Source organism: Sphingopyxis sp. (assembly GCF_050725615.1).
Lineage (GTDB): Bacteria > Pseudomonadota > Alphaproteobacteria > Sphingomonadales > Sphingomonadaceae > Sphingopyxis.
Genome location: NZ_JBOHHU010000071.1, coordinates 1 through 22032, shown reverse-complemented (window position 1 = coordinate 22032; position 22032 = coordinate 1). Strand labels below are relative to the sequence as shown.

General features: G+C 67.3%; 25 protein-coding genes and 2 pseudogenes. 13 read left to right on the top strand and 14 right to left on the bottom strand.

Features of this window, described 5'->3' with window-relative positions:
- The 5 genes and pseudogenes from ACREB7_RS15490 to ACREB7_RS15470 form a co-directional block, all read right to left on the bottom strand.
- A pseudogene (locus tag ACREB7_RS15490) lies at nucleotides 1-367 on the bottom strand (hypothetical protein); the annotation flags it as partial.
- 132 nt (nucleotides 368-499) lie between these two features.
- Nucleotides 500-868, bottom strand: a complete 369-nt coding sequence (locus ACREB7_RS15485; RefSeq protein WP_431593174.1) for a hypothetical protein — start codon at nucleotides 866-868, stop codon at nucleotides 500-502.
- 22 nt (nucleotides 869-890) lie between these two features.
- Complete coding sequence (fumC, locus tag ACREB7_RS15480; RefSeq protein WP_431593173.1) at nucleotides 891-2306, bottom strand: class II fumarate hydratase; 1416 nt, start codon at nucleotides 2304-2306, stop codon at nucleotides 891-893.
- On the bottom strand, nucleotides 2303-2614 hold the full coding sequence (locus tag ACREB7_RS15475; protein ID WP_431593172.1) for a hypothetical protein: 312 nt from the start codon (nucleotides 2612-2614) through the stop codon (nucleotides 2303-2305). The genes fumC and ACREB7_RS15475 overlap by 4 nt, the downstream gene beginning before the upstream one ends.
- Before the next feature lie 4 nt (nucleotides 2615-2618).
- On the bottom strand, nucleotides 2619-3098 hold the full coding sequence (locus ACREB7_RS15470) for an SspB family protein (RefSeq protein WP_431593171.1): 480 nt from the start codon (nucleotides 3096-3098) through the stop codon (nucleotides 2619-2621).
- An 87-nt stretch (nucleotides 3099-3185) separates the two neighbouring features.
- Here ACREB7_RS15470 and hisB point away from each other — a divergent pair, with 87 nt between their 5' ends.
- The 5 genes from hisB to ACREB7_RS15445 all read left to right on the top strand — a co-directional run bounded on the left by hisB (nucleotide 3186) and on the right by ACREB7_RS15445 (nucleotide 7141).
- Nucleotides 3186-3773: an imidazoleglycerol-phosphate dehydratase HisB gene (gene hisB, locus ACREB7_RS15465; protein WP_431593170.1), complete on the top strand. Its 588-nt coding sequence runs from the start codon at nucleotides 3186-3188 to the stop codon at nucleotides 3771-3773.
- 10 nt (nucleotides 3774-3783) lie between these two features.
- The gene (gene hisH / locus ACREB7_RS15460; RefSeq protein WP_431593169.1) at nucleotides 3784-4392 is read left to right on the top strand and encodes an imidazole glycerol phosphate synthase subunit HisH; all 609 of its coding nucleotides are present in this window, start codon (nucleotides 3784-3786) and stop codon (nucleotides 4390-4392) included.
- Nucleotides 4380-5147, top strand: a complete 768-nt coding sequence (gene hisA, locus ACREB7_RS15455; protein WP_431593168.1) for a 1-(5-phosphoribosyl)-5-[(5-phosphoribosylamino)methylideneamino]imidazole-4-carboxamide isomerase — start codon at nucleotides 4380-4382, stop codon at nucleotides 5145-5147. Before hisH ends, hisA begins: the two co-directional genes overlap by 13 nt.
- 76 nt (nucleotides 5148-5223) lie before the next feature.
- Nucleotides 5224-6003, top strand: a complete 780-nt coding sequence (hisF, locus tag ACREB7_RS15450) for an imidazole glycerol phosphate synthase subunit HisF (protein WP_431593167.1) — start codon at nucleotides 5224-5226, stop codon at nucleotides 6001-6003.
- A 49-nt stretch (nucleotides 6004-6052) separates the two neighbouring features.
- Nucleotides 6053-7141: a calcium:proton antiporter gene (locus ACREB7_RS15445; protein WP_431593166.1), complete on the top strand. Its 1089-nt coding sequence runs from the start codon at nucleotides 6053-6055 to the stop codon at nucleotides 7139-7141.
- A gap of 214 nt (nucleotides 7142-7355) precedes the next feature.
- On the opposite strand, the gene ACREB7_RS15440 is transcribed toward ACREB7_RS15445, so the two are convergent.
- Complete coding sequence (locus ACREB7_RS15440) at nucleotides 7356-8492, bottom strand: beta-ketoacyl-ACP synthase III (RefSeq protein WP_431593165.1); 1137 nt, start codon at nucleotides 8490-8492, stop codon at nucleotides 7356-7358.
- 188 nt (nucleotides 8493-8680) lie between these two features.
- Here ACREB7_RS15440 and ACREB7_RS15435 point away from each other — a divergent pair, with 188 nt between their 5' ends.
- The gene (locus ACREB7_RS15435) at nucleotides 8681-9232 is read left to right on the top strand and encodes a hypothetical protein (protein WP_431593164.1); all 552 of its coding nucleotides are present in this window, start codon (nucleotides 8681-8683) and stop codon (nucleotides 9230-9232) included.
- Nucleotides 9233-9259: 27 nt separating this feature from the next.
- Here the strand turns inward: ACREB7_RS15435 and ACREB7_RS15430 are convergent, their stop codons facing one another.
- Together ACREB7_RS15430 and ACREB7_RS15425 are read right to left on the bottom strand one after the other, a co-directional pair.
- The gene (locus tag ACREB7_RS15430) at nucleotides 9260-10027 is read right to left on the bottom strand and encodes a sulfite exporter TauE/SafE family protein (protein WP_431593163.1); all 768 of its coding nucleotides are present in this window, start codon (nucleotides 10025-10027) and stop codon (nucleotides 9260-9262) included.
- Between the two features lie 124 nt (nucleotides 10028-10151).
- Nucleotides 10152-11078, bottom strand: coding sequence for a LysR family transcriptional regulator (locus ACREB7_RS15425; RefSeq protein ID WP_431593162.1), 927 nt, complete (start codon nucleotides 11076-11078; stop codon nucleotides 10152-10154).
- Nucleotides 11079-11161: 83 nt separating this feature from the next.
- Here ACREB7_RS15425 and ACREB7_RS15420 point away from each other — a divergent pair, with 83 nt between their 5' ends.
- The 5 genes from ACREB7_RS15420 to ACREB7_RS15400 all read left to right on the top strand — a co-directional run bounded on the left by ACREB7_RS15420 (nucleotide 11162) and on the right by ACREB7_RS15400 (nucleotide 14795).
- Nucleotides 11162-11500 (top strand): hypothetical protein, encoded by a 339-nt coding sequence (locus tag ACREB7_RS15420; protein WP_431593161.1) that lies wholly within the window; start codon nucleotides 11162-11164, stop codon nucleotides 11498-11500.
- A gap of 322 nt (nucleotides 11501-11822) precedes the next feature.
- A complete protein-coding gene (locus ACREB7_RS15415) occupies nucleotides 11823-12314 on the top strand; it encodes an FKBP-type peptidyl-prolyl cis-trans isomerase (protein ID WP_431593160.1) in 492 nt (163 codons plus the stop codon).
- 3 nt (nucleotides 12315-12317) lie between these two features.
- Nucleotides 12318-13409, top strand: coding sequence for a prolyl aminopeptidase (pip, locus tag ACREB7_RS15410; RefSeq protein WP_431593159.1), 1092 nt, complete (start codon nucleotides 12318-12320; stop codon nucleotides 13407-13409).
- A gap of 10 nt (nucleotides 13410-13419) precedes the next feature.
- Entirely contained in the window at nucleotides 13420-14292 is an 873-nt protein-coding gene (locus tag ACREB7_RS15405) for a Rossmann-like and DUF2520 domain-containing protein (RefSeq protein WP_431593158.1), read from the top strand.
- A gap of 170 nt (nucleotides 14293-14462) precedes the next feature.
- Nucleotides 14463-14795: a hypothetical protein gene (locus tag ACREB7_RS15400; protein ID WP_431593157.1), complete on the top strand. Its 333-nt coding sequence runs from the start codon at nucleotides 14463-14465 to the stop codon at nucleotides 14793-14795.
- A gap of 21 nt (nucleotides 14796-14816) precedes the next feature.
- On the opposite strand, the gene ACREB7_RS15395 is transcribed toward ACREB7_RS15400, so the two are convergent.
- From ACREB7_RS15395 to ACREB7_RS15370, 6 genes are all read right to left on the bottom strand, one after another.
- Nucleotides 14817-16193 (bottom strand): ATP-binding protein, encoded by a 1377-nt coding sequence (locus ACREB7_RS15395; protein WP_431593156.1) that lies wholly within the window; start codon nucleotides 16191-16193, stop codon nucleotides 14817-14819.
- 5 nt (nucleotides 16194-16198) lie between these two features.
- The gene (locus ACREB7_RS15390) at nucleotides 16199-16885 is read right to left on the bottom strand and encodes a winged helix-turn-helix domain-containing protein (protein ID WP_431593155.1); all 687 of its coding nucleotides are present in this window, start codon (nucleotides 16883-16885) and stop codon (nucleotides 16199-16201) included.
- Nucleotides 16854-17285: a PDZ domain-containing protein gene (locus tag ACREB7_RS15385; protein WP_431593154.1), complete on the bottom strand. Its 432-nt coding sequence runs from the start codon at nucleotides 17283-17285 to the stop codon at nucleotides 16854-16856. The genes ACREB7_RS15390 and ACREB7_RS15385 overlap by 32 nt, the downstream gene beginning before the upstream one ends.
- Before the next feature lie 70 nt (nucleotides 17286-17355).
- On the bottom strand, nucleotides 17356-19953 hold the full coding sequence (mprF, locus tag ACREB7_RS15380) for a bifunctional lysylphosphatidylglycerol flippase/synthetase MprF (protein ID WP_431593153.1): 2598 nt from the start codon (nucleotides 19951-19953) through the stop codon (nucleotides 17356-17358).
- Complete coding sequence (locus tag ACREB7_RS15375; protein WP_431593152.1) at nucleotides 19950-20345, bottom strand: DUF2147 domain-containing protein; 396 nt, start codon at nucleotides 20343-20345, stop codon at nucleotides 19950-19952. Before ACREB7_RS15375 ends, mprF begins: the two co-directional genes overlap by 4 nt.
- A 1-nt stretch (nucleotide 20346) precedes the next feature.
- On the bottom strand, nucleotides 20347-21105 hold the full coding sequence (locus ACREB7_RS15370) for an AcvB/VirJ family lysyl-phosphatidylglycerol hydrolase (RefSeq protein WP_431593151.1): 759 nt from the start codon (nucleotides 21103-21105) through the stop codon (nucleotides 20347-20349).
- A 215-nt stretch (nucleotides 21106-21320) separates the two neighbouring features.
- On the opposite strand from ACREB7_RS15370, the gene ACREB7_RS15365 reads away from it, so the two are divergent.
- Nucleotides 21321-21608: a hypothetical protein gene (locus ACREB7_RS15365; protein WP_431593150.1), complete on the top strand. Its 288-nt coding sequence runs from the start codon at nucleotides 21321-21323 to the stop codon at nucleotides 21606-21608.
- A 296-nt stretch (nucleotides 21609-21904) separates the two neighbouring features.
- Nucleotides 21905-22032, top strand: a pseudogene (locus ACREB7_RS15360) (ATP-binding protein); the annotation flags it as partial.

Genomic DNA, 22032 nt, shown 5'->3' with positions numbered 1-22032 from the left:
GTCCTCCGGGGTGGGCGGGGCCGCCAGGGCCACCGGGACCGCCCGGCGGCGGTCCGCGAAAGCCGCCTGGCGGCGGTGGGCGCATGCCGCCGCCCGGAGGCGCGAAACGCGGTCGCACATCATCGTCGTTGGCGCGCTGCAGGTCGGTGATCGCAACGCGGTCGTCGCTGTCGGCATCGAGCGCCGAATAGCGCGCATTCAGTAGGGTCAGCAGTTCGTCGAGCGTGACCCGCCCGTCGCCATCGACATCGGCGAGCCGGAAGCCGCCGGGCTGCGGCTTGTCCTGCGGCGGCGCGTCCTCGGCCCGCGCGCCCGGCCCCGTCAGCAGGAGCGTGGCGAGCAGCGGAAAGACAAGGGCGCGCGGCATGAAATCTCCTCGAAGCGGCGTCCGATGGCGCCGTCGAGGAGGGGGTTAGGGCGTCTGCCTTGCGCGCGAATGTCGCGCATATTGCTGAACGTTACAAAGCGTCGCGATCTGTTGCGCGCCGGGCAAGCAGGCTCAATGGATCGCCGGGCGCTTGCCATCCGCGTCGACCGGGATCGGCGGCGGCAGCGCGTCGCCCATCGTCTGCCCGTCGAGCGGTGCTTGCGCGGTGCCGACATAGGGATCGACAATCCCGGCATTGGCGATTTCGGGATCGAGCGCGTGCGCTTCTTCGGCCGCCTTGCGCGCGGCGACGCGATCGGCCCATTTCTTGGTGAGATAGCCCGCCGCGCCCCAGGCCGCGAGCGCGGCATAGCGCTGCGGGAACAGGCGGCGCGCCGCAAACAAAGTCGCGGCGCCGATCACCGCGCCCGCGACGGGGTGGCCGCCCTTCTGTTTTCCGATGGCGCTGCCGAGAACGCCGCCAACAATCCTGCCGATCATGCCCATCTCTCCTCTCCCCCAATCAATCCCCGGAGGGCCGCGTCGGTTCCGCGCCAAGCATAGCGCGCGGATCGACGACACGGTCGAAGGTCGCAGCATCGACATAGCCGAGGTCGAGGGCGGCCTCGCGTAAGGTCGATCCCGTCTCATGCGCATGCTTCGCGATCTTCGCCGCCTTGTCATAGCCGATTTCGGGCGCGAGCGCAGTGACGAGCATCAGCGAGCGGTTCATCAATTCGTCGATGCGGGTGCGATTGGGTTCGAGCCCGACGACGCAATGTTCGGTGAAGCCGGCCATGCCGATCGCGAGCAGGTCGATCGAGCGCAGCACATTCGCCCCGATCAGCGGCTTGAAGACATTGAGCTCGAGATGCCCCTGCAGCCCCCCGACGGTCACTGCCTGATGATTGCCGATCACCTGCGCCGCGACCATCGTCAGCATCTCGCACTGGGTCGGGTTGACCTTGCCCGGCATGATCGAGCTGCCCGGCTCGTTCGCGGGCAGGTCGAGCTCGCCGAGCCCGGCGCGCGGACCCGAACCGAGCAGGCGGATATCGTTCGCGATCTTGGTCAGCGCGACCGCGAGCGTGTTCAGCGCGCCCGAGAAGAAGACGAGGCCGTCGTTCGACGCCAGCGCCTCGAACTTATTGCGCGCGGGTTCGAAAGCGATGCCCGTCCCGCGCGACAATTCGGCGGCGATCGCGACATCGAAACCCGCAGGCGCGTTGAGCCCAGTGCCGACCGCTGTGCCGCCCTGCGCGAGCTTGTTGATATTGTGCGCGAGCGCGCCTTCGATCCGCGCCCGGCACGCGATGAGCTGCGCGACGTAACCCGAAAATTCCTGCCCCAGGGTCAGCGGGGTCGCATCCTGCAAATGGGTGCGACCGATCTTGACGATGTCGCCCCACGCCTCGACCTTGGCGGTCAGCGCGTCGGTCAGCGCAGCGAGCGCGGGCAGCAGCCGCTTCGTCGTCTCGACCGCCACCGCGACATGGATCGCGGTCGGGAAACTGTCGTTCGACGACTGGCCCATATTGACATGGTCGTTGGGGTGGACCGGCGCCTTGCCGCCGCGTTTGCCGGTGAGCGTCTCATTGGCGATGCCCGCGATCACCTCATTGGCGTTCATGTTCGACTGGGTGCCGCTGCCCGTCTGCCAGATGGCGAGCGGGAATTGCGCGTCATAGTCGCCCGCGATCACCTTGTCCGCCGCCGCGACGATCGCATCGGCAATTCCGGCGTCGAGGCCGTGGTCGCGGTTGACCTCGGCCGCTGCGCGCTTGATCCGCGCCAGCCCATGCACGATCGGCAGCGGCATCTGCTCGTGCGGGGGAAAAGCGAAATTGTGGCGGCTGCGTTCGGTCTGCGCGCCCCAATAGGCGTCCGCCGGAACCGCGATCTCGCCGATGCTGTCGCTCTCGATCCGCGTCTCGTTCATCCGATCAGCATCCGCGTCACCAGCACCGCGCCGGCCCAGATCGCCGCGACGGTGCCGAGTAACTGCCAATAGCCGCTGTCGCCGACGCGCGGGCGCAGCCAGCCGGGGGCGAGCCAGACGATGACCAGCGCGGGGGTCGGCGCGAGCAGGCTGAAGCGCAGCACGCCGTCGCCGATGTCGCTGCCGGTGCCACCGCTTTCGAGCAGCGCAAAGCCCTCGACCCCCCACCAGAAGGCGGCGGTCAGCACGACCATCCCGGCGAGCGCCCAATATTGCCAGAAGCGGCTGGGGGGCCAGTTGGCACCCACGACGTCAGCGTTTCTTGCCGAAATCCACGGTGACGACGTTCGTCCCGTCCTCGGTCGTCACGTCGGGGCGATCATTGTCGGCCTCGTCATGCGGTTCGGGTTCGACGCCGTCGTCGCTGACCTGGAACTGCAGTCCGAAATCGACCGACGGATCGACGAAGGCGGTGATCGCGGCATAGGGGATCGTCAGGATCGACGGGGTCTGGTTGAACGACAGGCCGACGCTGAACAGATCCTCCCCGACCTTCAGGTCCCAGAAGCGGTTTTGCAGCACGATCGTCATTTCGTCGGGGAATTTGGCGATCAGATGCGCGGGAATATCGACCCCCGGCGCCTGCGTCTTGAAGGTGATATAGAAATGATGCTCGCCGGGCAGGCTGTCATAGCCTTCGATCTGGCGCAGCACGCGGCCGACCACGGCGCGCAGGGCGTCCTGCACGATCTCGTCATAGGGAATCAGGCTATCGCGAACGTCTTCAGTCATGGGGCAGGGGGATGAACGGCAGTCGCGTGTCGGTCAAGGGGGCAGAGTCGCCTTGCACCGCGAAAAATAGGCTCTATGGCGTGCGCCATGCGAACCGCCTCCGTCCAGCGTACGACCAAGGAAACGGATATCGCGATCACCGTCAATCTCGACGGGACCGGCGATTATTCGGTGTCCACCGGCATCGGCTTCCTCGATCATATGGTCGAGCAATTGTCGCGCCACTCGCTGATCGACATTTCCATGACGGTGAAGGGCGACCTTCATATCGACCAGCATCACACGGTCGAGGATAGCGCGCTCGCGCTCGGCGAAGCGGTGCTGAAGGCGCTCGGCGACAAGCGCGGCATCGCGCGTTACGGCGAGGCGCATGCGCCGATGGACGAAACGCTGACGCGCTGCGTGCTCGATATTTCGGGGCGGCCGCACTGCGTGTATAAATCGACCTTCTCGCAACCGCGCCTCGGCGAAATGGACACCGAGATGTTCCCGCACTGGTTCCACAGCTTCGCGCAGACCGCCGGGATCACGCTGCACATCGAAACGCTCTACGGCGAGAACAACCACCATATCGCCGAAAGCATGTATAAGGCGCTCGCCCGCGCGCTGCGCCAGGCGGTCGAGATCGACCCGCGCAAGGGCGATGCCATACCGTCGACCAAGGGGGTCCTCTAAGGACCGTCCGATGAGCGCCATCGCCCTGATCGACTATGGCGCGGGCAATCTTCGCTCGGTGCATAATGCGCTCGTCGCGGCGGGCGCGGGCGATGTTGCCGTCACCGCCGATCCCGATGTCGTGGCGAAGGCCGACCGCATCGTGCTGCCCGGCGTCGGGGCGTTCGCCGCCTGCATGACCGGCCTGTCCGCCATCGATGGGCTGATCGACGCGATGGAGCGGCGCGTGCGCGGCGAGGGTGCGCCTTTCCTCGGCATTTGCGTCGGCATGCAGTTGCTCGCCGATGCGGGCGAGGAGCATGGCACACACAAGGGGCTCGGCTGGATCGGCGGCACGGTGCGCGCCTTCGACCCGGCGCCCGGCCTGCGTATCCCGCATATGGGCTGGAACGACGTCGTGCCGGCGGGCGATCATCCGGTGATCGCGGCGGGCGAGGCTTATTTCCTCCACTCCTATCATTTTGCCGATGCCACCGACGTCGCGGCGACGAGCGACCATGGCGGTACTTTCACCGCCGCGGTCGCGAAGGACATGATTGTCGGCGTCCAATATCACCCCGAAAAAAGCCAGGCCTATGGCCTCGCGACCTTGGAAAGATTTCTCGCATGGCGCCCGTAGATTCTGGCCTGACCATCTTCCCCGCGATCGACCTCAAGCGCGGGCAGGTGGTGCGGCTTGCCGAGGGCGATATGGCGCGCGCGACCGTCTATGGCGACGATCCCGCAGCGCAGGCGCGGCTGTTCGCCGACGCGGGGTCGGATCATCTCCATGTTGTCGATCTCGATGGCGCCTTCGCGGGCGCCAGCGTCAACGGCGCCGCGGTCGAGAGCATCGTTGCGGCCTTCCCCGGCAAGGTGCAGGTCGGCGGCGGGATCCGCGACCGGGCCGGCGTCGACCGCTGGCTCGCGCTCGGCGTCGCGCGCGTGATCATCGGCACCGCCGCGCTCAAGGACCCCGAATTCGTCAAATCCGCCGCGCGCGACCTGCCCGGCCGGATCGTCGTCGGGGTCGATGCGCGCGATGGCATGGTCGCGACCGAGGGCTGGGCCGATGTGTCCGACGTGCGCGTCGAGGATCTCGCGCGCCGGTTCGAGGATGCGGGGGTCGCCGCCTTGCTGTTCACCGACGTCGGCCGCGACGGGCTGCTCAAGGGCTGCAATGTCGAGGCGACGGTGGCGCTCGCCAAGGCCGTTAGCATCCCGGTGATCGCCAGCGGCGGGGTCGCCGACATCGGCGACATCCACGCGCTGCGCCCGCATGTCGCCGACGGCATCGAGGGCGTGATCACCGGCCGCGCGCTCTACGATGGCCGGCTCGATCTGGCCGAAGCGATCACGGTGGGCAATTCCCCTCCCGCTGGCGGGAGGGGCTAGGGGAAGGCATGTCTAAAGCGCTTCCGTCCCAAAACAGGCCATCCCCCAACCCCTCCCACAGGTGGGAGGGGAGCAAGTGACCGTCCGCGTCCGCGTCATTCCCTGCCTCGACGTCGCCGACGGGCGCGTCGTCAAGGGCGTCAATTTCGTCGACCTGCGCGACGCGGGCGATCCGGTCGAATGCGCGCGCGCCTATGACGCTGCCGGCGCCGACGAGCTCTGTTTCCTCGATATTTCGGCGACGCACCAAGGGCGCGGCACCCTGCTCGACATGGTCAGCCGTACCGCCGCAGTCTGCTTCATGCCGCTCACCGTCGGCGGCGGGGTACGCAGCGCCGACGACGCGCGCGCGCTGCTGCTCGCAGGTGCCGACAAGGTCGCGGTCAACAGCGCGGCGGTCGCGCGGCCCGAACTCGTCGCCGACATCGCCGACCGCTTCGGCAGCCAGTGTGCGGTGGGCAGCATCGACGCGCGCCGCGTCGGCGCCAACGATGGTGGGGGCGCGCGCTGGGAAATCTTCACCCACGGCGGGCGCAAGCCGACCGGGGTCGACGCGCTCGCGCATGCCGTGCGGCTCGCGGAGCTTGGCGCCGGGGAATTGCTCGTGACCAGCATGGACCGCGACGGCACCAAGGACGGCTATGACCTCGCGCTCGTCCGCGCGATCGCCGATGCGGTCAGCGTGCCGGTGATCGCCAGCGGCGGGGTCGGCAATCTCGACCATCTCGTCGCGGGCGTGGTCGAGGGCGGCGCGAGCGCGGTGCTCGCGGCGAGCATCTTCCATTTCGGCGAGGCGACGATCGCCGACGCTCACGCCCGCCTCGCCGCCGCCGGACTGCCCGTCCGCGCGCACTAAAAATCCCGCAGGGGTGGCCATGGAGGAAGAGCGCTGCAATAGAAGCCCGATGACCGCAAAACTCCGCCTCGCCGACCGCACCAACGACATTTTCCCGATCCTCGGTTTCGTCGCCGCGATGGCGAGTTTCGCCATGCCGCTCAATCCCTGGGTGGTCGCGTTCATCCTGATGGGCGCGGTCGTTGCGGCGGTTCACCATGCCGAGGTCATCGCGCATCGCGTCGGCGAACCCTTCGGGACGTTGATCCTCGCGCTCGCGGTGACGGTGATCGAGGTCGGGCTGATCCTGACGCTGATGCAGGCCGAACCCGAAAAGGCGCAGACGCTGGCGCGCGACACGGTGTTCGCGGCGGTGATGGTGATCCTCAACCTGCTGATGGGGCTGTGCCTGCTCAGCGGCGCGATCCGCCATCACGAGCAGCGTTTCCAGCGCACCGGCATCGGCGCCGCGCTGGCGACGCTGACCGTGCTCACCGTCGTGACGCTGGTGCTGCCCAATTTCACCTCGAGCGTGCCCGGACCCTTTTATTCGGCGATCCAGCTCGGCTTTGTCGCGGCGGTATCGCTGATCCTCTATGCAACCTTCGCGCTGGTCCAGACGGTGCGCCACCGCGACTATTTCCTGCCCGACGGCGACGGCGATGGCGACGGCGAGCCCGACGCCCACGCCGCGCCGCCCAGCGTCCGGCGCACCGCGATGTCGAGCGCGCTGCTGCTCGCCAGCCTGTTCGCGGTCGTCCTGCTCGCCAAGAATCTGTCGCCGGTGATGGGCGCGCTGCTCGCCGACTGGGGCGCGCCGCCCGCCGTCCTCGGCGTGCTGATCGCGGCGCTGATCCTTGCGCCCGAGGGGCTGGCGGCGGTGCGCGCGGCGAAGGCCGACCGCTTGCAGACCAGCCTCAATCTCGCGCTCGGCTCGGCGCTCGCGACGATCGGCCTCACCATTCCGGCGGTCGCGATATTGTCGATCGTCACTGACCTGCCGATCGGCCTCGGCCTCGACGCCAAGTCGACGGTGCTGCTGTTCCTGTCGCTGATCGTCGCATCGCAGACCCTCGCGAACGGGCGCACCACCGTGCTGCAGGGGGTGATCCACCTGATGCTGTTCGCGATCTACCTGTTCACGACATTTGTGCCTTGAACGACGGTCGAGGCCGTCATGGGACGGCCTTGGGAAAGTTTCGCGCAAAGACGCAAAGACACGAAGAAGAAGGTTTGGGCCGTCAGGCCCCTATTCCTTCATGCGGCGCGATAGGACGCGACGTGCGTCGAAAAATCCGCTTCGCGGTGAACGCGGCCTCTTCGTGTCCTTGCGTCTTTGCGCGAAACAAATTCCACCGACGCTATTCGCGCACTCAGGTCTTCCGAACGAACACCGTCCCCGCGCTATATCCCGCGCCGAACGAACAGATCAGCCCGGTGTCGCCCGCCGCCATATCCTCATGGTTCAGGTGAAAGGCGATGATCGACCCCGCGCTCGACGTATTGCCATAGGTGTCGAGTACCGTCGGGCTCTCGTCCTCGCTCGCCTCATGCCCCAGCACGCGCTGCGCGATCAGCCGGTTCATGTTGGTGTTCGCCTGGTGCAGCCACAGCCGCCGCATGTCGGCGCCCTCCAGTTCCAGCGCCGCCATCTGCTCGACGATCAGGTTCGCGACCCAGGGCACGACCTCCTTGAACACCTTGCGGCCTTCCTGGACGAACAGCTTGTCGGTCTTGGGACCCGATTGGTCGATGCCGCCATGGCCGCGGTTCAGAAAGCCGAAATTGTTGCGGATGTTGTTCGAGAATTGCGTCTTGAGCTTGGTGCCGAGAATGTCCCAATGGCCTGCGGGCGCGATGTCCTTGTCCTCGACGAGGATCGCGGTGGCGACGTCGCCGAAGATGAAATGGCTGTCGCGGTCGCGCCAGTTGAGATGCCCCGAACAGATTTCGGGGTTCACGACGAGCACGCTCCTGGCATGGCCGGCGCGGATATAGTCGGCGGCGGTCTGGATGCCGAAGGTCGCCGACGAGCAGGCGACATTCATGTCGAAGCCGAAGCCATCGATGCCGAGCGCGTCCTGGATCTCGACCGCCATCGCCGGATAGGGGCGCTGCATGTTCGACGCCGCACACAGCACCGCGTCGACGTCCGCCGCCTCGCGTCCCGCGCGCGCCAGCGCGTCCTTCGCCGCCGCGACGCCGATCTCAGCGAGCAGCGAAATCTCGTCATTGCCGCGGTCGGCGAGGCGCGGGGCCATATGCTCGGGGTCGAGGATGCCCGCCTTGTCGACGACGAAGCGCGACCCGATGCCGCTCGCCTTTTCGATGAATTCGACGCTCGACTCGGTCAGTTCGGCCAGTTCGCCCTTTGCGATGGCCTGCGCATTTTCCCTATTGTGCAGTGCAACATACTGGTTAAAACTGGCGACAAGTTCTTCGTTGGAGATGGCTTCGGCGGGGGTGAAGAGGCCGGTCGAGGAAATGACCGGCTGCGGTGCGTGCGACATGATGGCTCTCGTGTGTCAGTTTCAAGACACGCTGATTAGGCTCGGTCGCATGGCTGCGCAACGCTCCGTGACCATGCTGAACAAATCCCGACACCATGGTTAACCCGCCACTAACCATTTTGGTGGCAGACTGTCAGATGCAGGCCTCCGGGGGGATGGCTCCCCGGGCGCCGTGCGGGAGCATGACCATGGCGACGCGTTCGGGACCGGCAGCGGGCGATCTGTCGATATCGGAAATCAAGGAATTTGCGGCTTTCCCTGCGGCGACGCAGCGCTACATCCGCCGCTCGCTCGATATCGGGCTGGAGCGCGACGATGCGATCAGCCGCTGGTCGCGCGATATGGTCGAGGAAACCGCGATCCGCGTCCAGGCGCGCGTCTATCAGCGTATCAGCGAAATCCGTGCGCATATCCCCGACGACAGCGGGCTCGACGCGCTCGAACAGTTCATGGCGCCGCTCGTCGCGGTGTCGGCCTTCGACCTCGGGCAGGACCGGCTGCCGGGCTTCGCCTCGTACCGCTTCCTCTACGAACGGCTGCTCGGCGCGCATGCGCGGCCCTGGCTGCCCGGCGCCTTTTGCGCGGCGGCGTCGCTGCCGCACCTCCATCCCGACAAGCGCAAGATCCTGCTGCAGTCGATCAGCGAAGCGGCTGCGACCGCTCCCGGCTGGTCGGCGCGCGAGCCAAGCTTCTACCCCGAATGGGTCGAAAAGATCGACGAGACCCGGCCGGCGAACTGACGGCGTCGGTGCGGCGTCCGGGTCGGATCAGGCGAGGAACTTCCACAGGCCGAACAGGCTCGTCGCGGTCAGCACGATGCCGACCAGGATCAGCAGCAGCTTGGGCGAGAAACGCTTGGCCATGAACGCGCCGAGCGGCGCCGCGGCGACGCCACCGATCAGCAGGCCCAGCGTGGCGCCGGCGATGTCCGACAGGCCGAGGTGATAGATGAAGGTCGCCGAGACCGCGAGGGTCAGGAAGAATTCGACGCTGTTCACCGTGCCGACGACCTTGCGCGGCTCGGCGCCCTGGACGAGCAGGTTCGAGGTGACCACGGGGCCCCAGCCGCCGCCGCCGGCGGCGTCGAGGAAACCGCCGACCAGGCCGAGCGGGGCGATGACCGTCGGCTTCTTGATCTTGGGCGGATAAAAGAGGCCGCGGAACAACAGCCACAGGCCGACCGCGACGAGATAGGTCAGGATGAAGGGCTTCACGACGTTTCCGTCGAGCGAGGTCAGGATATAGGCGCCGGTAACCCCGCCGATCACCCCCGGAATGAGCAGCCGCCAGAACAGCGGCCATTCGATATTGCCGTGGAGGAAGTGGCTGATGCCCGACACGGCGGTGGTAAAGGTTTCGACGACATGGATGCGCGCCGATGCGGTGGCCGGCAGGACGCCCATGACCGCGACAAGCAACGTGTTGCAGATGACGCCGAACGCCATGCCGAGCGCGCCGTCGACAAGCTGGGCGGCAAAGCCGATGAGGATGAAGGGCCACAGCGCCGAAAGGTCGAAGGCGAATATTTCGTGCATCTAATTTCCCAACCCAATTAGTTGACAACCGGCTGCCGTTTTTTTCGCCGAGTCGCCAGCCCAATTTTTCTGCTGGCGATGAAGGGATTTGTTTGCGCGCCCAACCGATGCCGCGCGACGGCCCCTAACGAGTGACATCGTCGGGCAGGTAATCGCGGACATAATCGATGAAGGCGCGCAACTTGGGCATCACCTGTTTGCGACTCGGATAATAGAGGAACAGCCCCGACGTCGACGCCGCATACTCCGCCAGCACCAGCTCGAGCGCGCCCGCCGCCACCTGCGCCTGGACCACCGGTTCGGCGGTCATGCCCATCGCGACCCCGGCGTTCACCGCGACCATCATCGCGGTGAAGTCGTTGACGATCACGGGGCCCGTCACCCCGACCTCGATCTCGCGATTCCCTTTCTCGAACGTCCAGGGCATCAGCGCGCCGCTGCTCATCCGCATCCGCACGCAGCGATGGTGGCGCAGCTCGTCGGGGCTCTCGGGCCGGCCATGTTTCGCCAGATAACCCGGGGTCGCGACCGCGACGAAGCGGAACGGCCCGGTCAGGCGGACCGCGATCATGTCGGCGTCGAGCGCCTCGCCCATGCGGACCCCGGCGTCGAACCCCCCGGCGCTGAGGTCGGCGAGGGCATCCTCGGCGTAGATCTCCAGCTCGATCTCGGGATAGGCTTCACAGAATCCCGCGATGATCGGTTCGAACAGGGGCTGCACCGCGCCGCGCATCAGATTGATCCGCAGCCGTCCGGCGGGGCGATTGCCGAGGTTGCGCGCCGCCTCATAGGCGTCGCCGAGCCCGGCATAAGCGGGCGCGGCCCGTTCGAGGAACATCTCGCCCGCCTGGGTCAGCCCGACGCTGCGCGTCGTGCGCATGAACAGCGGCGCGCCGACGCGTGCTTCGAGGCCCTTGATCGTCTGGCTGATCGCCGAAGGGGAAACGCCGAGGTCGGCTGCCGCGGCGGAAAAGCTCCGCCTTTCCGCGACACGCAGGAAAGCTTCGATCCCGTCGAGCACCCCATGGGGGATTGTTAAATCCTGCTTCAAGGCACTTGCAGATTATAGAGGATTATCTATGTGCGCAAGCGCGACTAAAAAGGTTGCACAACGAAACGAAAGGAACCTCTCCCATGGCCACTCAGCTCTCCAACTTCCGCCGCTTCCCGACCGCCTTCGCGATCGTCGCGGCTTCGGCGCTCGCCTTCACTGGCCTCGTCGCCACCACCTCGCCCGCTTATGCCCAGTCGGGCAGCGATTATCGCTGCGCCGGTCTGGCCGACCAGGCTTCGACCGCCGCCAACGGCGCCGACGCCGGCAAGCAGGCGAACGCCAAGCGCTTCGTGTCGACCGGCAAGAAGCTGTGCGAAGCGGGCAATGAACGCGCCGCCGCCAAGCAGTTCCGCGCCGCGCTCAAGCTCGCCGGCGTCGCCGAACTCGAAACCGACAGCAAGATGGCGTCGGCCAACTAAGAACTAAGAATAAGCCATCAAGACACCAATCTCCGATCCGTCCTCTCCCTCTCCCGACGGATCCACCAACTGGGGCGGCACCTGAAACAGGGCCGCCCCGATTTGTTTGGGTGGCTTTCCCGATCACCGGGCCGAACCGACCCTGCGATATCCCCTCCCTTTGCGGGGACGGGGCGGGGTGGGTTGCGGCCGGCGCGTCTTTCCTTTCGTTCCGCGCCGCCCGCACCCACCCCATAGTCGCCCCTGCCGTACCCCGATCACCAACATCGCTTGCGCCGCGCCGACACGCGGCTATGCCCGATCCTCCACCAAGGAGATCGAAATGCCCCTGCCGCGTCCGCTGTTCCTCGTCGCCGCGTCCCTGCTTGCCGCCGCTCCCGCTGCGGCACAGACCGAACCTCCCGCGCAGCAGGTGAGCACCGCCTGGCTCAACCGCCAGGCCTCGGCGCTCGCCGAACGCAATGCCGAAACCGGATGGAATGTGATGGCCAGCGGACTGCACTGGCGCCGCATCGCGGGTAGCGGGACCGGGCCGCGTCCCGGACCTGTCGATTCGGTCACCGTCCATTATGTCGGCACCTTCGTCGACGGGTCCGAATTCGACAGTTCGGTTGCGCGCGGCGAACCGGCGACCTTTCCCCTGAACCGCGTCATCAAGGGGTGGACCGAGGGCGTCACCTATATGGGCGTCGGCGACAAGGTCGAGTTCGCGATCCCCTATTATCTCGCCTATGGCGCCGACGGCCGGGGACCGATCCCCGGCGGCGCGACCCTGCTCTTCACCGTCGAACTGCTCGGCATCGGGGGAGCATAGGCCATGGATTTCTCGCGCCTCGAAACCAGCAGCAAGATCGGCGACGCCTGGGCCTATCCCGCCGCCGCGCCGCTCAGCAGCGGCTTGCTCGACGTCGACAGCGAAGCCGGCCACCGCCTCTATTGGGAGGAATATGGCAATCCCGACGGCGAACCGGTGATGTTCCTGCACGGTGGTCCCGGCGGCGCGTGCGCCCCCGACATGGCGCGCTTCTTCGACCCAGCGCGCTACCGCGTGATCCTGTTCGACCAGCGCGGCTGCGGCAAGAGCGAGCCGACCGTCGCCTCGGCCGGGCCCGCCGTCGCGCTGCGCCACAACACGACCGCCGACCTGATCGGCGACATCGTCAAGCTGCGCGACGCGCTCGGCATCGCGGGGCCGATGCACGTCTTTGGCGGCAGTTGGGGCAGCACGCTCGCCATGGCCTATGCCATCGAGCATCCCGGCCATTGCGCCAGCCTGATCCTGCGCGGCATCTTCCTCGGCGCTTCGGAAGATCTCGACTATCTCTATCAGGGCAATGCCGCGACCTTCCACGCGGCGCCCTATGCGCTGACCGCGCCCGGCGCCTATATCCATTATCCCGGCGAATGGGCCGAACTGCTGTCGGTCCTGACCCCCGACGAACGCATCGACGTCATGGCGTCGTACAAGCGCATCTTCGACATGGTCCCTGCGACCGACGCCGAGCGCGACAAACAGCTCCATGCCGCGATCACATGGTCTTTGTGGGAAGGGGTGATTTCGAACATGATCCCCGAATCGGCGGCGACGGGAAAATTCGGCGACGCCGATTTCGCGCTCTGCTTCGCGCAGATCGAGGCGCATTATTTCGCGAACAACCTGTTCATCGAACCGGGCCATCTGCTCGGCAGCGCCGATATCCTTGCGAAGATCCCGGTGCATATCGTCCATGGCCGCTTCGACCAGGTGTGCCCGCTGACGCAGGCGTCGCGGCTTGTCGCGGCGCTGCAAGGCGCGGGTGCCGAGCCCGCGACCTATGTCGTCACCAACGCCGGGCACAGCGCGATGGAGCGCGAAAACGCGCTGGCGCTGACCGCGATCATGGACGGGCTGCCAAAGCTGGCAGGCTAGGGGCGGGTCGATGACCGACTCCCCACGCTATCATCGGGTCGGCATCGCGGGATCGGGGCGCGTGGCGCGGGCCTTGGCGCTGGCGCTCGCACCGCGCTCGGCCGCGCCGCTGCTGCTGTGGGGGCGTTCGCCCGATCGCGCGCAGGGCGCCGCCGTCGCTGCGGGAGCGGCCACCGCCGAATCCTGCGCCGTGCTGGCGCAGCGTTGCGACCTGATCGTCCTTGCGGTCGCCGATGACGCCCTCGCCGCAGTGGTGGCGGCGCTCGCCGACGCGCTGGCGCCGGGCAATGAGGTCTTCGTCTGTCATGTCAGCGGCGGCAGCGGCGCCGCGCCGCTCGCGCCGCTCCATCAACGCGGTGCGCTGACGGCGGCGGTTCATCCGGCGATGACGTTCACCGGCGATCCGGCGCAGGAGGTCCTGCGCATGGCGGGCGCCCGCTTCGCGATCACGGCGCCAGACGGTGAAGCTTTGGCCGAGGCGCGCGTGCTGGTCGGTCTGCTCGGCGGCGTCGCGGTCGAGATCGCCGAGCCGCAGCGCGCGCTCTATCACGCCGCGCTGTCGCACGCGGCGAACCACCTCGTCACCTTGCTCGACGGCGCATCGCAAGCGCTTCGTATCGCGGGTGCCGACGAACCCGGGGCGCTGATCGCGCCGCTTGTCCGCGCGGCGCTGGAGAATAGCCTGGCGCATGGATTCGGGGCCTTGTCGGGCCCGCTGCTGCGCGGCGATGCCGCGACCATCCGCACCCATCTGGTCGCGATCGAACGCGATTGCCCCGACCTGCTGCCCGCCTATCGCGCGATGGCGCTGGCGACGCTCGACGCCCTCGACCGGTCGGGAGCATCGCCGGCGGCGGAACTGCGCCCGATCCTCGAAGGCTAGCCGCCCCGAGCGAAGATTACCAAAGCGTCATCGCGCGACCATCTTGCGGTGGGGCGGCGCGGCTTATCGTTGCGGCATTGATGGGAAGGAGCCCCGCGATGCGCAAATCCCCGACCGCAATGGCGGCCGCGCGTCCGGCCAAGGGCGTTTGAACAGGTTTGGCCGCGAAGATGCCGCTGTTTTCCTCTTCCGCCGAACTCGATGAGAGCAATTGCCGCCTGATATGCCCGATCGCGGCGGCGATGGTCGGCGTCTGCCTGACCGGCATCGGCATCCTGCAGGTCGCGGTCAGCGTCGCGCGCCGCTCGACCCTCGCCGACGATCTGCTGGCGATCGATGCGCTGCTGTTCCTGACCGCGATGCTGTCCTCCTATTTCGCGCTGCGCCTCCAATCGCCGCAGCGGCTGCACCGGCTCGAGCAATTGGCGGACAAGAGCTTCATCGCGGCGATGATCCTGATGACGGGCGCCTGTTTCGTGATCACCTATGCGCTGCACTTCTGAAGCTGCGTTACGGGGCAGTCCTTACGTTCTGATCCCGACCGGCAAGGCGAGGCGGATGCGCAGCCCGCGCGGGCTGTTCGGCTCCAGCGCCATCGCGCCGCCGTGCAGATGGGCGATCGTCTCGACGAGCGACAGGCCCAGCCCGGCGCCGCTGCCGCCGCGCGCGGGGTCGAGGCGGACGAAGCGCCGCGCCGCCTCGATCCTTTCGCTTTCGGACAGGCCGGGGCCGTCGTCGGAAACGACCAACTCGATGCCCCCTTCGTCCACGCCGCTCGCGGCAATCCGGATCTGCGACCCGCCGGCGGCATATTTGAGCGCATTGTCGATCAGGTTCGACAGCGCGCGCATCAGCAATTCGCGGTGGGCGAGGATGTCGAGGTCGGCCGACGCGTCGACGGTAATCGCGAAGCCTTGGTCCTCGGCGAGCGGGCCATAAACCTCCGCCATGTCATCGAGCATCGGGCGCAAGGCGAAGCGGGTGAACTGGTCGCGGCCGATGCCGGCCTCGGCGCGGCTGATCTCCAGCGCAGTATCGAGCAGGCGGTGCAGGCTGTCGGCTTCGTCGACGGCCGCGCCCAGCGCCGCCTGCGCGCCCGGATCCGGCGTCTGGCCGATCGCCTGATCCAGCCGCGCCTTCAGGCGCGACACCGGCGAGCGCAAATCGTGCGCCATCGAATCGGTGACCATGCGCAATTCGCGCACCAGGCCTTCGATCCGGCGGAACATGATGTTGATCGACGTCGCCAGCCGGTCGAAGGCGTCGCCGGTTTCGTCGCGTTCGACCCGGACATCAAGCTTGCCGGCGACAAATTCGCCCGCCGCCCGCGAAAACACGTCGATCCGGCGCGCCAGGATCCAGGCGACCAGCGCCGCCATCAACACGGCGATCACGACGCCGACGATCAGTGAATAGAGGAAGGCCGCCTCACTCGCCTGCGCCAGGCGGGTCTGCGCCTCCAGAACCTCGCCGGTCAGCAGCACATGGCCGTCGGGTAGCCGCGTGGTCACCACGCCCATCGGTTCGGCGGTGGTGGCGCCCTCGCGGAACAGGCGGATTTCGCGCCAGCGCTCGGCGTCGCCAAGCGTCGGCGGCCAGTCGCGCAGATTGCCCGCGACCTTGCGGCCGTCGGGCGATTTCAGGAACAGGATGAAGTTGCGGTCGTCCTTTGCCGCGAGCCGGTCCTCGATCGCGATGAGCGTGCCGGGAAGTCCCTCTTCGCGATAATCGTCGATGAAATTGTCGCGCGCGACCTCGACCGCCGTGCGGGCGTCGGACAGGATCGTCGCTTCGGTGAAGCGGTGGATGACGGTCAGCTCCAGCGCGAGCGCCGCGACCTGGGCGAGCACCAGCATGAGCATCAGCCGGACGATCGTGCTGTTGAGGAAGCCGCGCCGCATCGCCGTCAGTCCGGGGTCCCGAGCCGATAGCCCGCGCCGCGGATCGTGTGGACGAGCGGCCGGTCGAAGCCGTCGTCGACCTTGCGCCGCAGCCGGCTGACATGGACGTCGACGACATTGGTGCCGGGGTCGAAATGATATTCCCACACACCCTCGAGCATCATCGTGCGCGTCACCACCCGGTCCTTATGGCGGAGCAGATATTCGAGCAGCCGGAATTCGCGCGGCTGCAACTCGATCCGCCGTCCGGCGCGCGTCACCCGGCGGCTCAGCAGGTTCATCTCCAGATCCTCGCAGACCAGTGATGTCTCGACCGCCGCGCCGCCCGATGGCCTGGCGATCAGCAGCCGCAGCCGGGCGAGCAGTTCGGAAAAGGCGAAGGGCTTGGTCAGATAGTCATGCGCGCCCGACGTCAGCCCCTCGACCCGCGCATCGACCGCGCCCAGCGAGGAGAGGATGATCACCGGCGTGGCGATCTGCGCCGCGCGCAGCGCCGCTAGCACCGCCATGCCGTCCATGCCGGGCAGCATGCGGTCGAGCACGATCGCGTCGTAACTGCCGTCGGTGGCGTGGAACAGGCCGTCGCGGCCGTCGGCGGCATGATCGACGACAAAACCCTCGCCGGTCAGGCCTTTGACGAGGAAATCGGCGGTGGTCCGGTCATCCTCGACGACGAGTATTTTCTGCGACATGTGGCGCCCCTGGCTCGGTCCCGCGATCTGCGGGCAGATATGTATAGCGGTTCGCGCCGCCATGGCGAATATGGAGCAACAGGCCCTTGCCGCCGTCGCGGCGCGCCGCCGCGCCGATCGCGGCGGGCGAGCGAATCGGGCGCCGGTCGACGCGGTCGATGACGTCGCCGGCGGTGATGCCGGCGCGCGCGGCGGCGCCGCCATCGGCGACGCTGGTCACGACCAGCGTCACGGGCGCGCGATGGCTGGCGGGGCGTATTTCATAGGTCAGGCCGGACAGCTGGTCGCGACCATGGTGTCGCGACGCCGGGTTGAGCCATAGCGCGAGCGCGATCACCAGCGCCAACAGGGCGAGCAAGGCGGCGGTCGAGAGCCGGGGCCGGAAAGCAGCGCGGGTCATCCGCCGCTCATAGCGAGACCCGCCCGGACGACGCATGGCGACAAGATGACAAGCCTGTCATGCGGGTCCGTCAGGTCGTGGCGACGGCCAGCGGCGGGTCGGGGTCCGACCGCGCCGGGCGCGAGACGATGTGGTGAACCGCAGCCATCCCGCGGGCGAAGGCCATGCCGCGCGATCCGGCGATATAGCGCGGTTCCCAATGCGTCGCGAACTTCGCCTTGTAGCTGCGCAGTCCCTCGAACCCGTAGAGCATTTCGCCGTGGCGGAAGAGGAAGGCGGCGCCGCGCGCCCAGGCGGGGGCCAGCTTGCGCCCGTCGACGCCGGCCAGCGGCGCGATGCCCAGCGTGAACCAGCGATATCCCTCGGTCTGGGCGTGGCGGATCAGCCGGACGAACAGGAAATCCATCGCGCCATAGGGAATGGTGCGCGTGTGGCGCATCAGGTCGACCGACATCTCCTCGCGGTTCGTAGTGGCGAGGATGTTAGCAAAGGCGACGATCTGCCCCTCGACCCGCACCACCGCACAGGCAAAATGCGCGATATAGGCGGGATCGAACCGGCCGAGACTGAACGCCTTTTCGCGCTGTTTCCTGGCGTTCAGCCAGTCGTCCGACACCGCCCGGAGCGCCGCCATATGCTGCGGCACCGCCGCCGCCGGGATGATCGCGAACTCCGCCCCCTCCTGAACCGCGCGGCGCTCGGCATGGCGCAGCGTCTTGGCTTGTGCCCCCGCCAGCGTGAACAGGGCCAGGTCGACGTGCGCCTCCTCGCCATATTTGACGATCGACAGCCCCAGATCGATGGCGTGCGGCAGGCACGCCGCGCTGATCTGATAGAGCAGGATGCGACCCTGCGCAGCGTCGGCGCGTTCGCGCAATTTCCACAGCAGATCCGCCCAGCGCGCCTCGCGGCCGATGGGGTCGCCCATCACGATCCAGTCGGGCCCCTGCACCCGGTACATCAGAAACGCATCGCCCTCGTCGGCGATCAGGAAACGCTTGTCGCCGGTGAAGGCGAGAAAGGCGTCGGTACGATTGGTCGTCGCCAGCGCGGGTTCGAGCTGGTCGAAGGTCACCGGTTCCTCGCGGCGCGCGCGCGCCGACGGCGCGAACAATCGCCACAGCGCCAGTCCCGCGACCAGCACCGCGCTGCCGAACAGCGCGCGCAGAAAGCGCGGCGCATTGCCGTTCAGGCTGAAATCCCACCACAGACTGCTGCTATAGGCGACATGCTTATAGGCAAAGAAACCCGCGAAGGCCGAGGCGAGGATCGCGGTGAGCGCGGCGACGATCCAGCCGGTCGACAGCGGCGCGTCGAGCAACGACGTCGTGCGATAGAATGCGGGTCGGCTCCACTGCAGCGCCGCGCCGATCGCCGACAGGATCAGCGCCTCTTCATAGTCGAACCCCTTCGCGAGCGAGAAAAGGATCGCCGCGATCAGCAAGGCCCGCGTCGCCACGAACGCCCCGTCGAGGCGGCGGAGCAGGCCGGGGGCCAGGAACAGCAGCAACGTGCCCGACAGGCTGGCCGCCAGGTGCGACGCCTCGACGAAGGGCAGCGGCAGGATAGGCTTGAGCGCGTGCATGCGGCTCACCTCGGCCGGGGTCGAACCCGACAGCAGCAGGATCAGCCCGCCGGCGAACACCAGCGCGGCGAGCAGCGGCGGCGCGAGGTCGCGCAGCAGCGATTGGCTCGCCTGCGCGACCTCCCTCGCCGGTCCGCGCCATGCCTTGGCCTCGTGCCCGGCGAGCAGCAGCGCCGCGAGGAGCAGCGGCAACAGATAATAGATGACCCGATAGGCGAGCAGCGCGGCGAGCAATTGCGCCTTGTCGCCGGGCACCGTCGCGATCACGATCGCTTCGAACACGCCCAGCCCGCCGGGGACATGGCTGATCAGCGCGACGATGATCGCCAGCGCATAGCCCAGGAAAAAGGCGGGGTAGGCCGATGGGTCGGCGGCCGGCAACAGGATGAACAGCGCGGCGCTGGCGGCGGCCAGGTCGAGCGCGGCGACCGCCGTCATCGCGGTGCTGCGCCCGACGTCGGGGAGCGGGGTACGCCAGCCGCCGATATCGACGATTTTCAGGCCAAAATGGCGGAGCAGCATGGGGACGAGGCAGAGCGCGACGACGAGCAGCCCGGCCAGATGCAGCCAGTGCAGCGGAAGAGCCCAGTCGAAGAAGGGCAAAATCTGCGTGCTCGCCATCGCGGCGAGTCCCGCGAGCAGGATGACGCCGTTCCAGAAACTGAGGCTGGAGAGCGCGATGATGCTGCCAACCTCGCCGCCGCTGAGTCCCGCCGCGCGATAGATGCGATAGCGCGCCGACCCGCCGGTGAGCAGCGCGAGGCCGAGATTGTGGCTGAGCGTGTAGCTGGTGAAGGAGGCGAGGCCGTAGGTCCGCCAGGGCAATTTGCGGCCGATCACCTGCAAGGCGAAACGATCATAGAGTGTCAGCAGCAGATAGCTCGCGGCAGTGAGCAACAGCGCCGCGGCGATCTGCCCGGCCGACAGCGCGCCAAAGGCATGGCGGACCTCGTGCGGCCGCACCGAATGGAGCAGCTTGAACAGCGCCATCAACCCCAGTCCCGCCACCAGCAGCGCGGCGAGGATCGACAGCAGCCTGGTGTTGGCGCGGCTCCAGTCCACCGCGCCCCGGAATATCGTCATCGCCGGGTCCACTCCTGATGTTTGCAGATCAGCCCGCCGAGGATGCAACCCGAGATGCGGAGGCTGTTCGGGCCTTCGACCTCGATGGTCGAATAATATCGGCGTCCCTGATCGGGCACATAGACCTGTCCGGTCCAGCGTCCCGCGCCCGATGGGCGATAGCCGATCAGCAATTCGGTGCCGACCAGCGCGGTCACGCCCGCCTCGCGCGCGTCGGCGATGGCCTTGGGGCCGGCCCAGACGATGTTGCCGCACAATTGGCGGCCGCAATCGCGCGTTCGTACCAGCAGCGTCCCCTTGGGGTTTTGCCACAGGCCAAAAGGGGTCGGCGCCGTGTCGGCCTGAACCGCTGCGGGCAGGGCGAGCAACAGCGCCAGGGCAATCGCTTTCATCTCATTCGCTCCTTGCGGGGCCGGCGCCCTCGATCGCCGGCAGGATGGCGGCCGTCAGCGCGCCGTCGTCGGAATGCAGCTTGTGGCCGCCGGGCAGGGTGATCCGGCGGACATTGGGCATGTGGAGCAGCGGGCACAGGCTTTCGGGCTCCACGGCGCCGTGGATGCAGGTGACCGGGGTCCAGGTCAGCCGCGACGCGGTCGGATAAGCCAGCTGGTCGGGAGTTTCGAGCCCGGCGAGTTCGATCGGCGAGGCGCGGAAGATGATGTCCTCGCCGGGCACGACCAGCACCACCGCGCGAATCGGTCGCCGTTCGGCGACCGGGAACCGGGCGAGCCCGGCGTGCAGCATGTCGGCGCCGAAGGATTGGCCGATCAGCACGACATGATCGGTCTTTCCCAGCGTCATCGCGCGCGTCATCGCGGTCTCGATCAGCGTCGTGGCCTCGGCCGCCGTGCGGCGCGGCGAAAAATAGGTCAAAGAATTGACCGTGACGACCGCATAGCCCCGCGCGTTGAGCCGCGCCGCGACCTTGGGGGTCATCGCCATGCGGTTGCCCATGTCGCCCGACAACAGGACGATCGCGGGCTTGGCCGGACCGGCCTGCGCCGCGGGCATGTCGCGGAACAATGGACCGTTATAATAGCCCGCATAGGCATAGACCGCCGCACAGCCGAGAAGGATGGCCAGCGCGGCGAGCCCCAGGCTTCTGGCGACAGGGCTGCGCTTGCGGTTGCTAGGCGTCGATGGCTGGATCATGGCGGCTGGTTCCGTTGCGCGATGCCCCCTTTCTAGCGGGCGATGGCGGCGCGGAAGCTGGCCCCAAGATTACGATATTGTCATGTGGCGGCCATGCCCCGGTCGGATCGCACGGCCTAGAAGGAGGGCGTCCAAGGCGAACAATATCCACCCCGGTCTCGCCTTGGACATTCGATCCCGCCCCGTCCGTTTTCCGGACTTTTGGAGTGAAGAATATGGCATATTTTCGTACTCTCGCCGGTCTCGGCGTCGCGTCGGCCATGCTGATGGCCGCCCCCGTTTTTGCCGCGACGACCGCGGCGGCCCCGGCCAAGCCGGCGGTGCATGCCCAGGTCCACCAGACGGCGGCTGCGGCGCCGAAGGCCAAGACCGCGACGGCCGCCCGCCCCGCCGCTGCGCACCGCAGCACCCATCTCGCCAAGGCGACGCAGCGCAACGGCAAGAAGGTGACCTATAATTGCAGCCTCGCCGGCAACAAGAACAAGCAGGCCTGCAAGGGCTGACCCAGGCCTCGGCCGACCCCGACCCGCCTGCGTACCGGCCAGCTTCTCCCTCCCTTGGAGCTGGCCGGTTTGGCGTGTCGCGCGTCCGAGCGCCCAATGCGTCGCGCTATTTTCGCCGGTAGCGGAAATACCAAATTTCGTGTCCAAACGCAATCATCATATTGAAAATATGTGATTTATATTCGATTTCTATCCGCATAAATTGGTGCAGCAATCACTGAGCAATCACCATTTTTTCGGATATTGAAAGCGTGCGGTGGGTAGAAACCGTGTAAGGCTCCTTTCCCTTTGGCGCGATGGTGACACGCCTCGAAGAGGAGACCCGGATCGGCAAGGGCGGGACCCTGGCGGCGCAGCTGTCGCGGCTCGACCTGATCGTGCTCGACGAGCTCGGTTATCTGCCGTTCGCCCGCTCCGGAGGGCA

What these genes read in the sequence shown, in the direction of transcription:
- ACREB7_RS15485 (WP_431593174.1), bottom strand. Translation starts at nt 868, where the DNA reads ATGATCGGCAGGATTGTTGGCGGCGTTCTCGGCAGCGCCATCGGAAAA.
- fumC (WP_431593173.1), bottom strand. Translation starts at nt 2,306, where the DNA reads ATGAACGAGACGCGGATCGAGAGCGACAGCATCGGCGAGATCGCGGTT.
- ACREB7_RS15470 (WP_431593171.1), bottom strand. Translation starts at nt 3,098, where the DNA reads ATGACTGAAGACGTTCGCGATAGCCTGATTCCCTATGACGAGATCGTG.
- hisB (WP_431593170.1), top strand. Translation starts at nt 3,186, where the DNA reads ATGCGAACCGCCTCCGTCCAGCGTACGACCAAGGAAACGGATATCGCG.
- hisH (WP_431593169.1), top strand. Translation starts at nt 3,784, where the DNA reads ATGAGCGCCATCGCCCTGATCGACTATGGCGCGGGCAATCTTCGCTCG.
- hisA (WP_431593168.1), top strand. Translation starts at nt 4,380, where the DNA reads ATGGCGCCCGTAGATTCTGGCCTGACCATCTTCCCCGCGATCGACCTC.
- ACREB7_RS15445 (WP_431593166.1), top strand. Translation starts at nt 6,053, where the DNA reads ATGACCGCAAAACTCCGCCTCGCCGACCGCACCAACGACATTTTCCCG.
- ACREB7_RS15440 (WP_431593165.1), bottom strand. Translation starts at nt 8,492, where the DNA reads ATGTCGCACGCACCGCAGCCGGTCATTTCCTCGACCGGCCTCTTCACC.
- ACREB7_RS15435 (WP_431593164.1), top strand. Translation starts at nt 8,681, where the DNA reads ATGGCGACGCGTTCGGGACCGGCAGCGGGCGATCTGTCGATATCGGAA.
- ACREB7_RS15430 (WP_431593163.1), bottom strand. Translation starts at nt 10,027, where the DNA reads ATGCACGAAATATTCGCCTTCGACCTTTCGGCGCTGTGGCCCTTCATC.
- ACREB7_RS15420 (WP_431593161.1), top strand. Translation starts at nt 11,162, where the DNA reads ATGGCCACTCAGCTCTCCAACTTCCGCCGCTTCCCGACCGCCTTCGCG.
- ACREB7_RS15415 (WP_431593160.1), top strand. Translation starts at nt 11,823, where the DNA reads ATGCCCCTGCCGCGTCCGCTGTTCCTCGTCGCCGCGTCCCTGCTTGCC.
- pip (WP_431593159.1), top strand. Translation starts at nt 12,318, where the DNA reads ATGGATTTCTCGCGCCTCGAAACCAGCAGCAAGATCGGCGACGCCTGG.
- ACREB7_RS15405 (WP_431593158.1), top strand. Translation starts at nt 13,420, where the DNA reads ATGACCGACTCCCCACGCTATCATCGGGTCGGCATCGCGGGATCGGGG.
- ACREB7_RS15400 (WP_431593157.1), top strand. Translation starts at nt 14,463, where the DNA reads ATGCCGCTGTTTTCCTCTTCCGCCGAACTCGATGAGAGCAATTGCCGC.
- ACREB7_RS15395 (WP_431593156.1), bottom strand. Translation starts at nt 16,193, where the DNA reads ATGCGGCGCGGCTTCCTCAACAGCACGATCGTCCGGCTGATGCTCATG.
- ACREB7_RS15390 (WP_431593155.1), bottom strand. Translation starts at nt 16,885, where the DNA reads ATGTCGCAGAAAATACTCGTCGTCGAGGATGACCGGACCACCGCCGAT.
- ACREB7_RS15385 (WP_431593154.1), bottom strand. Translation starts at nt 17,285, where the DNA reads ATGACCCGCGCTGCTTTCCGGCCCCGGCTCTCGACCGCCGCCTTGCTC.
- mprF (WP_431593153.1), bottom strand. Translation starts at nt 19,953, where the DNA reads ATGACGATATTCCGGGGCGCGGTGGACTGGAGCCGCGCCAACACCAGG.
- ACREB7_RS15375 (WP_431593152.1), bottom strand. Translation starts at nt 20,345, where the DNA reads ATGAAAGCGATTGCCCTGGCGCTGTTGCTCGCCCTGCCCGCAGCGGTT.
- ACREB7_RS15370 (WP_431593151.1), bottom strand. Translation starts at nt 21,105, where the DNA reads ATGATCCAGCCATCGACGCCTAGCAACCGCAAGCGCAGCCCTGTCGCC.
- ACREB7_RS15365 (WP_431593150.1), top strand. Translation starts at nt 21,321, where the DNA reads ATGGCATATTTTCGTACTCTCGCCGGTCTCGGCGTCGCGTCGGCCATG.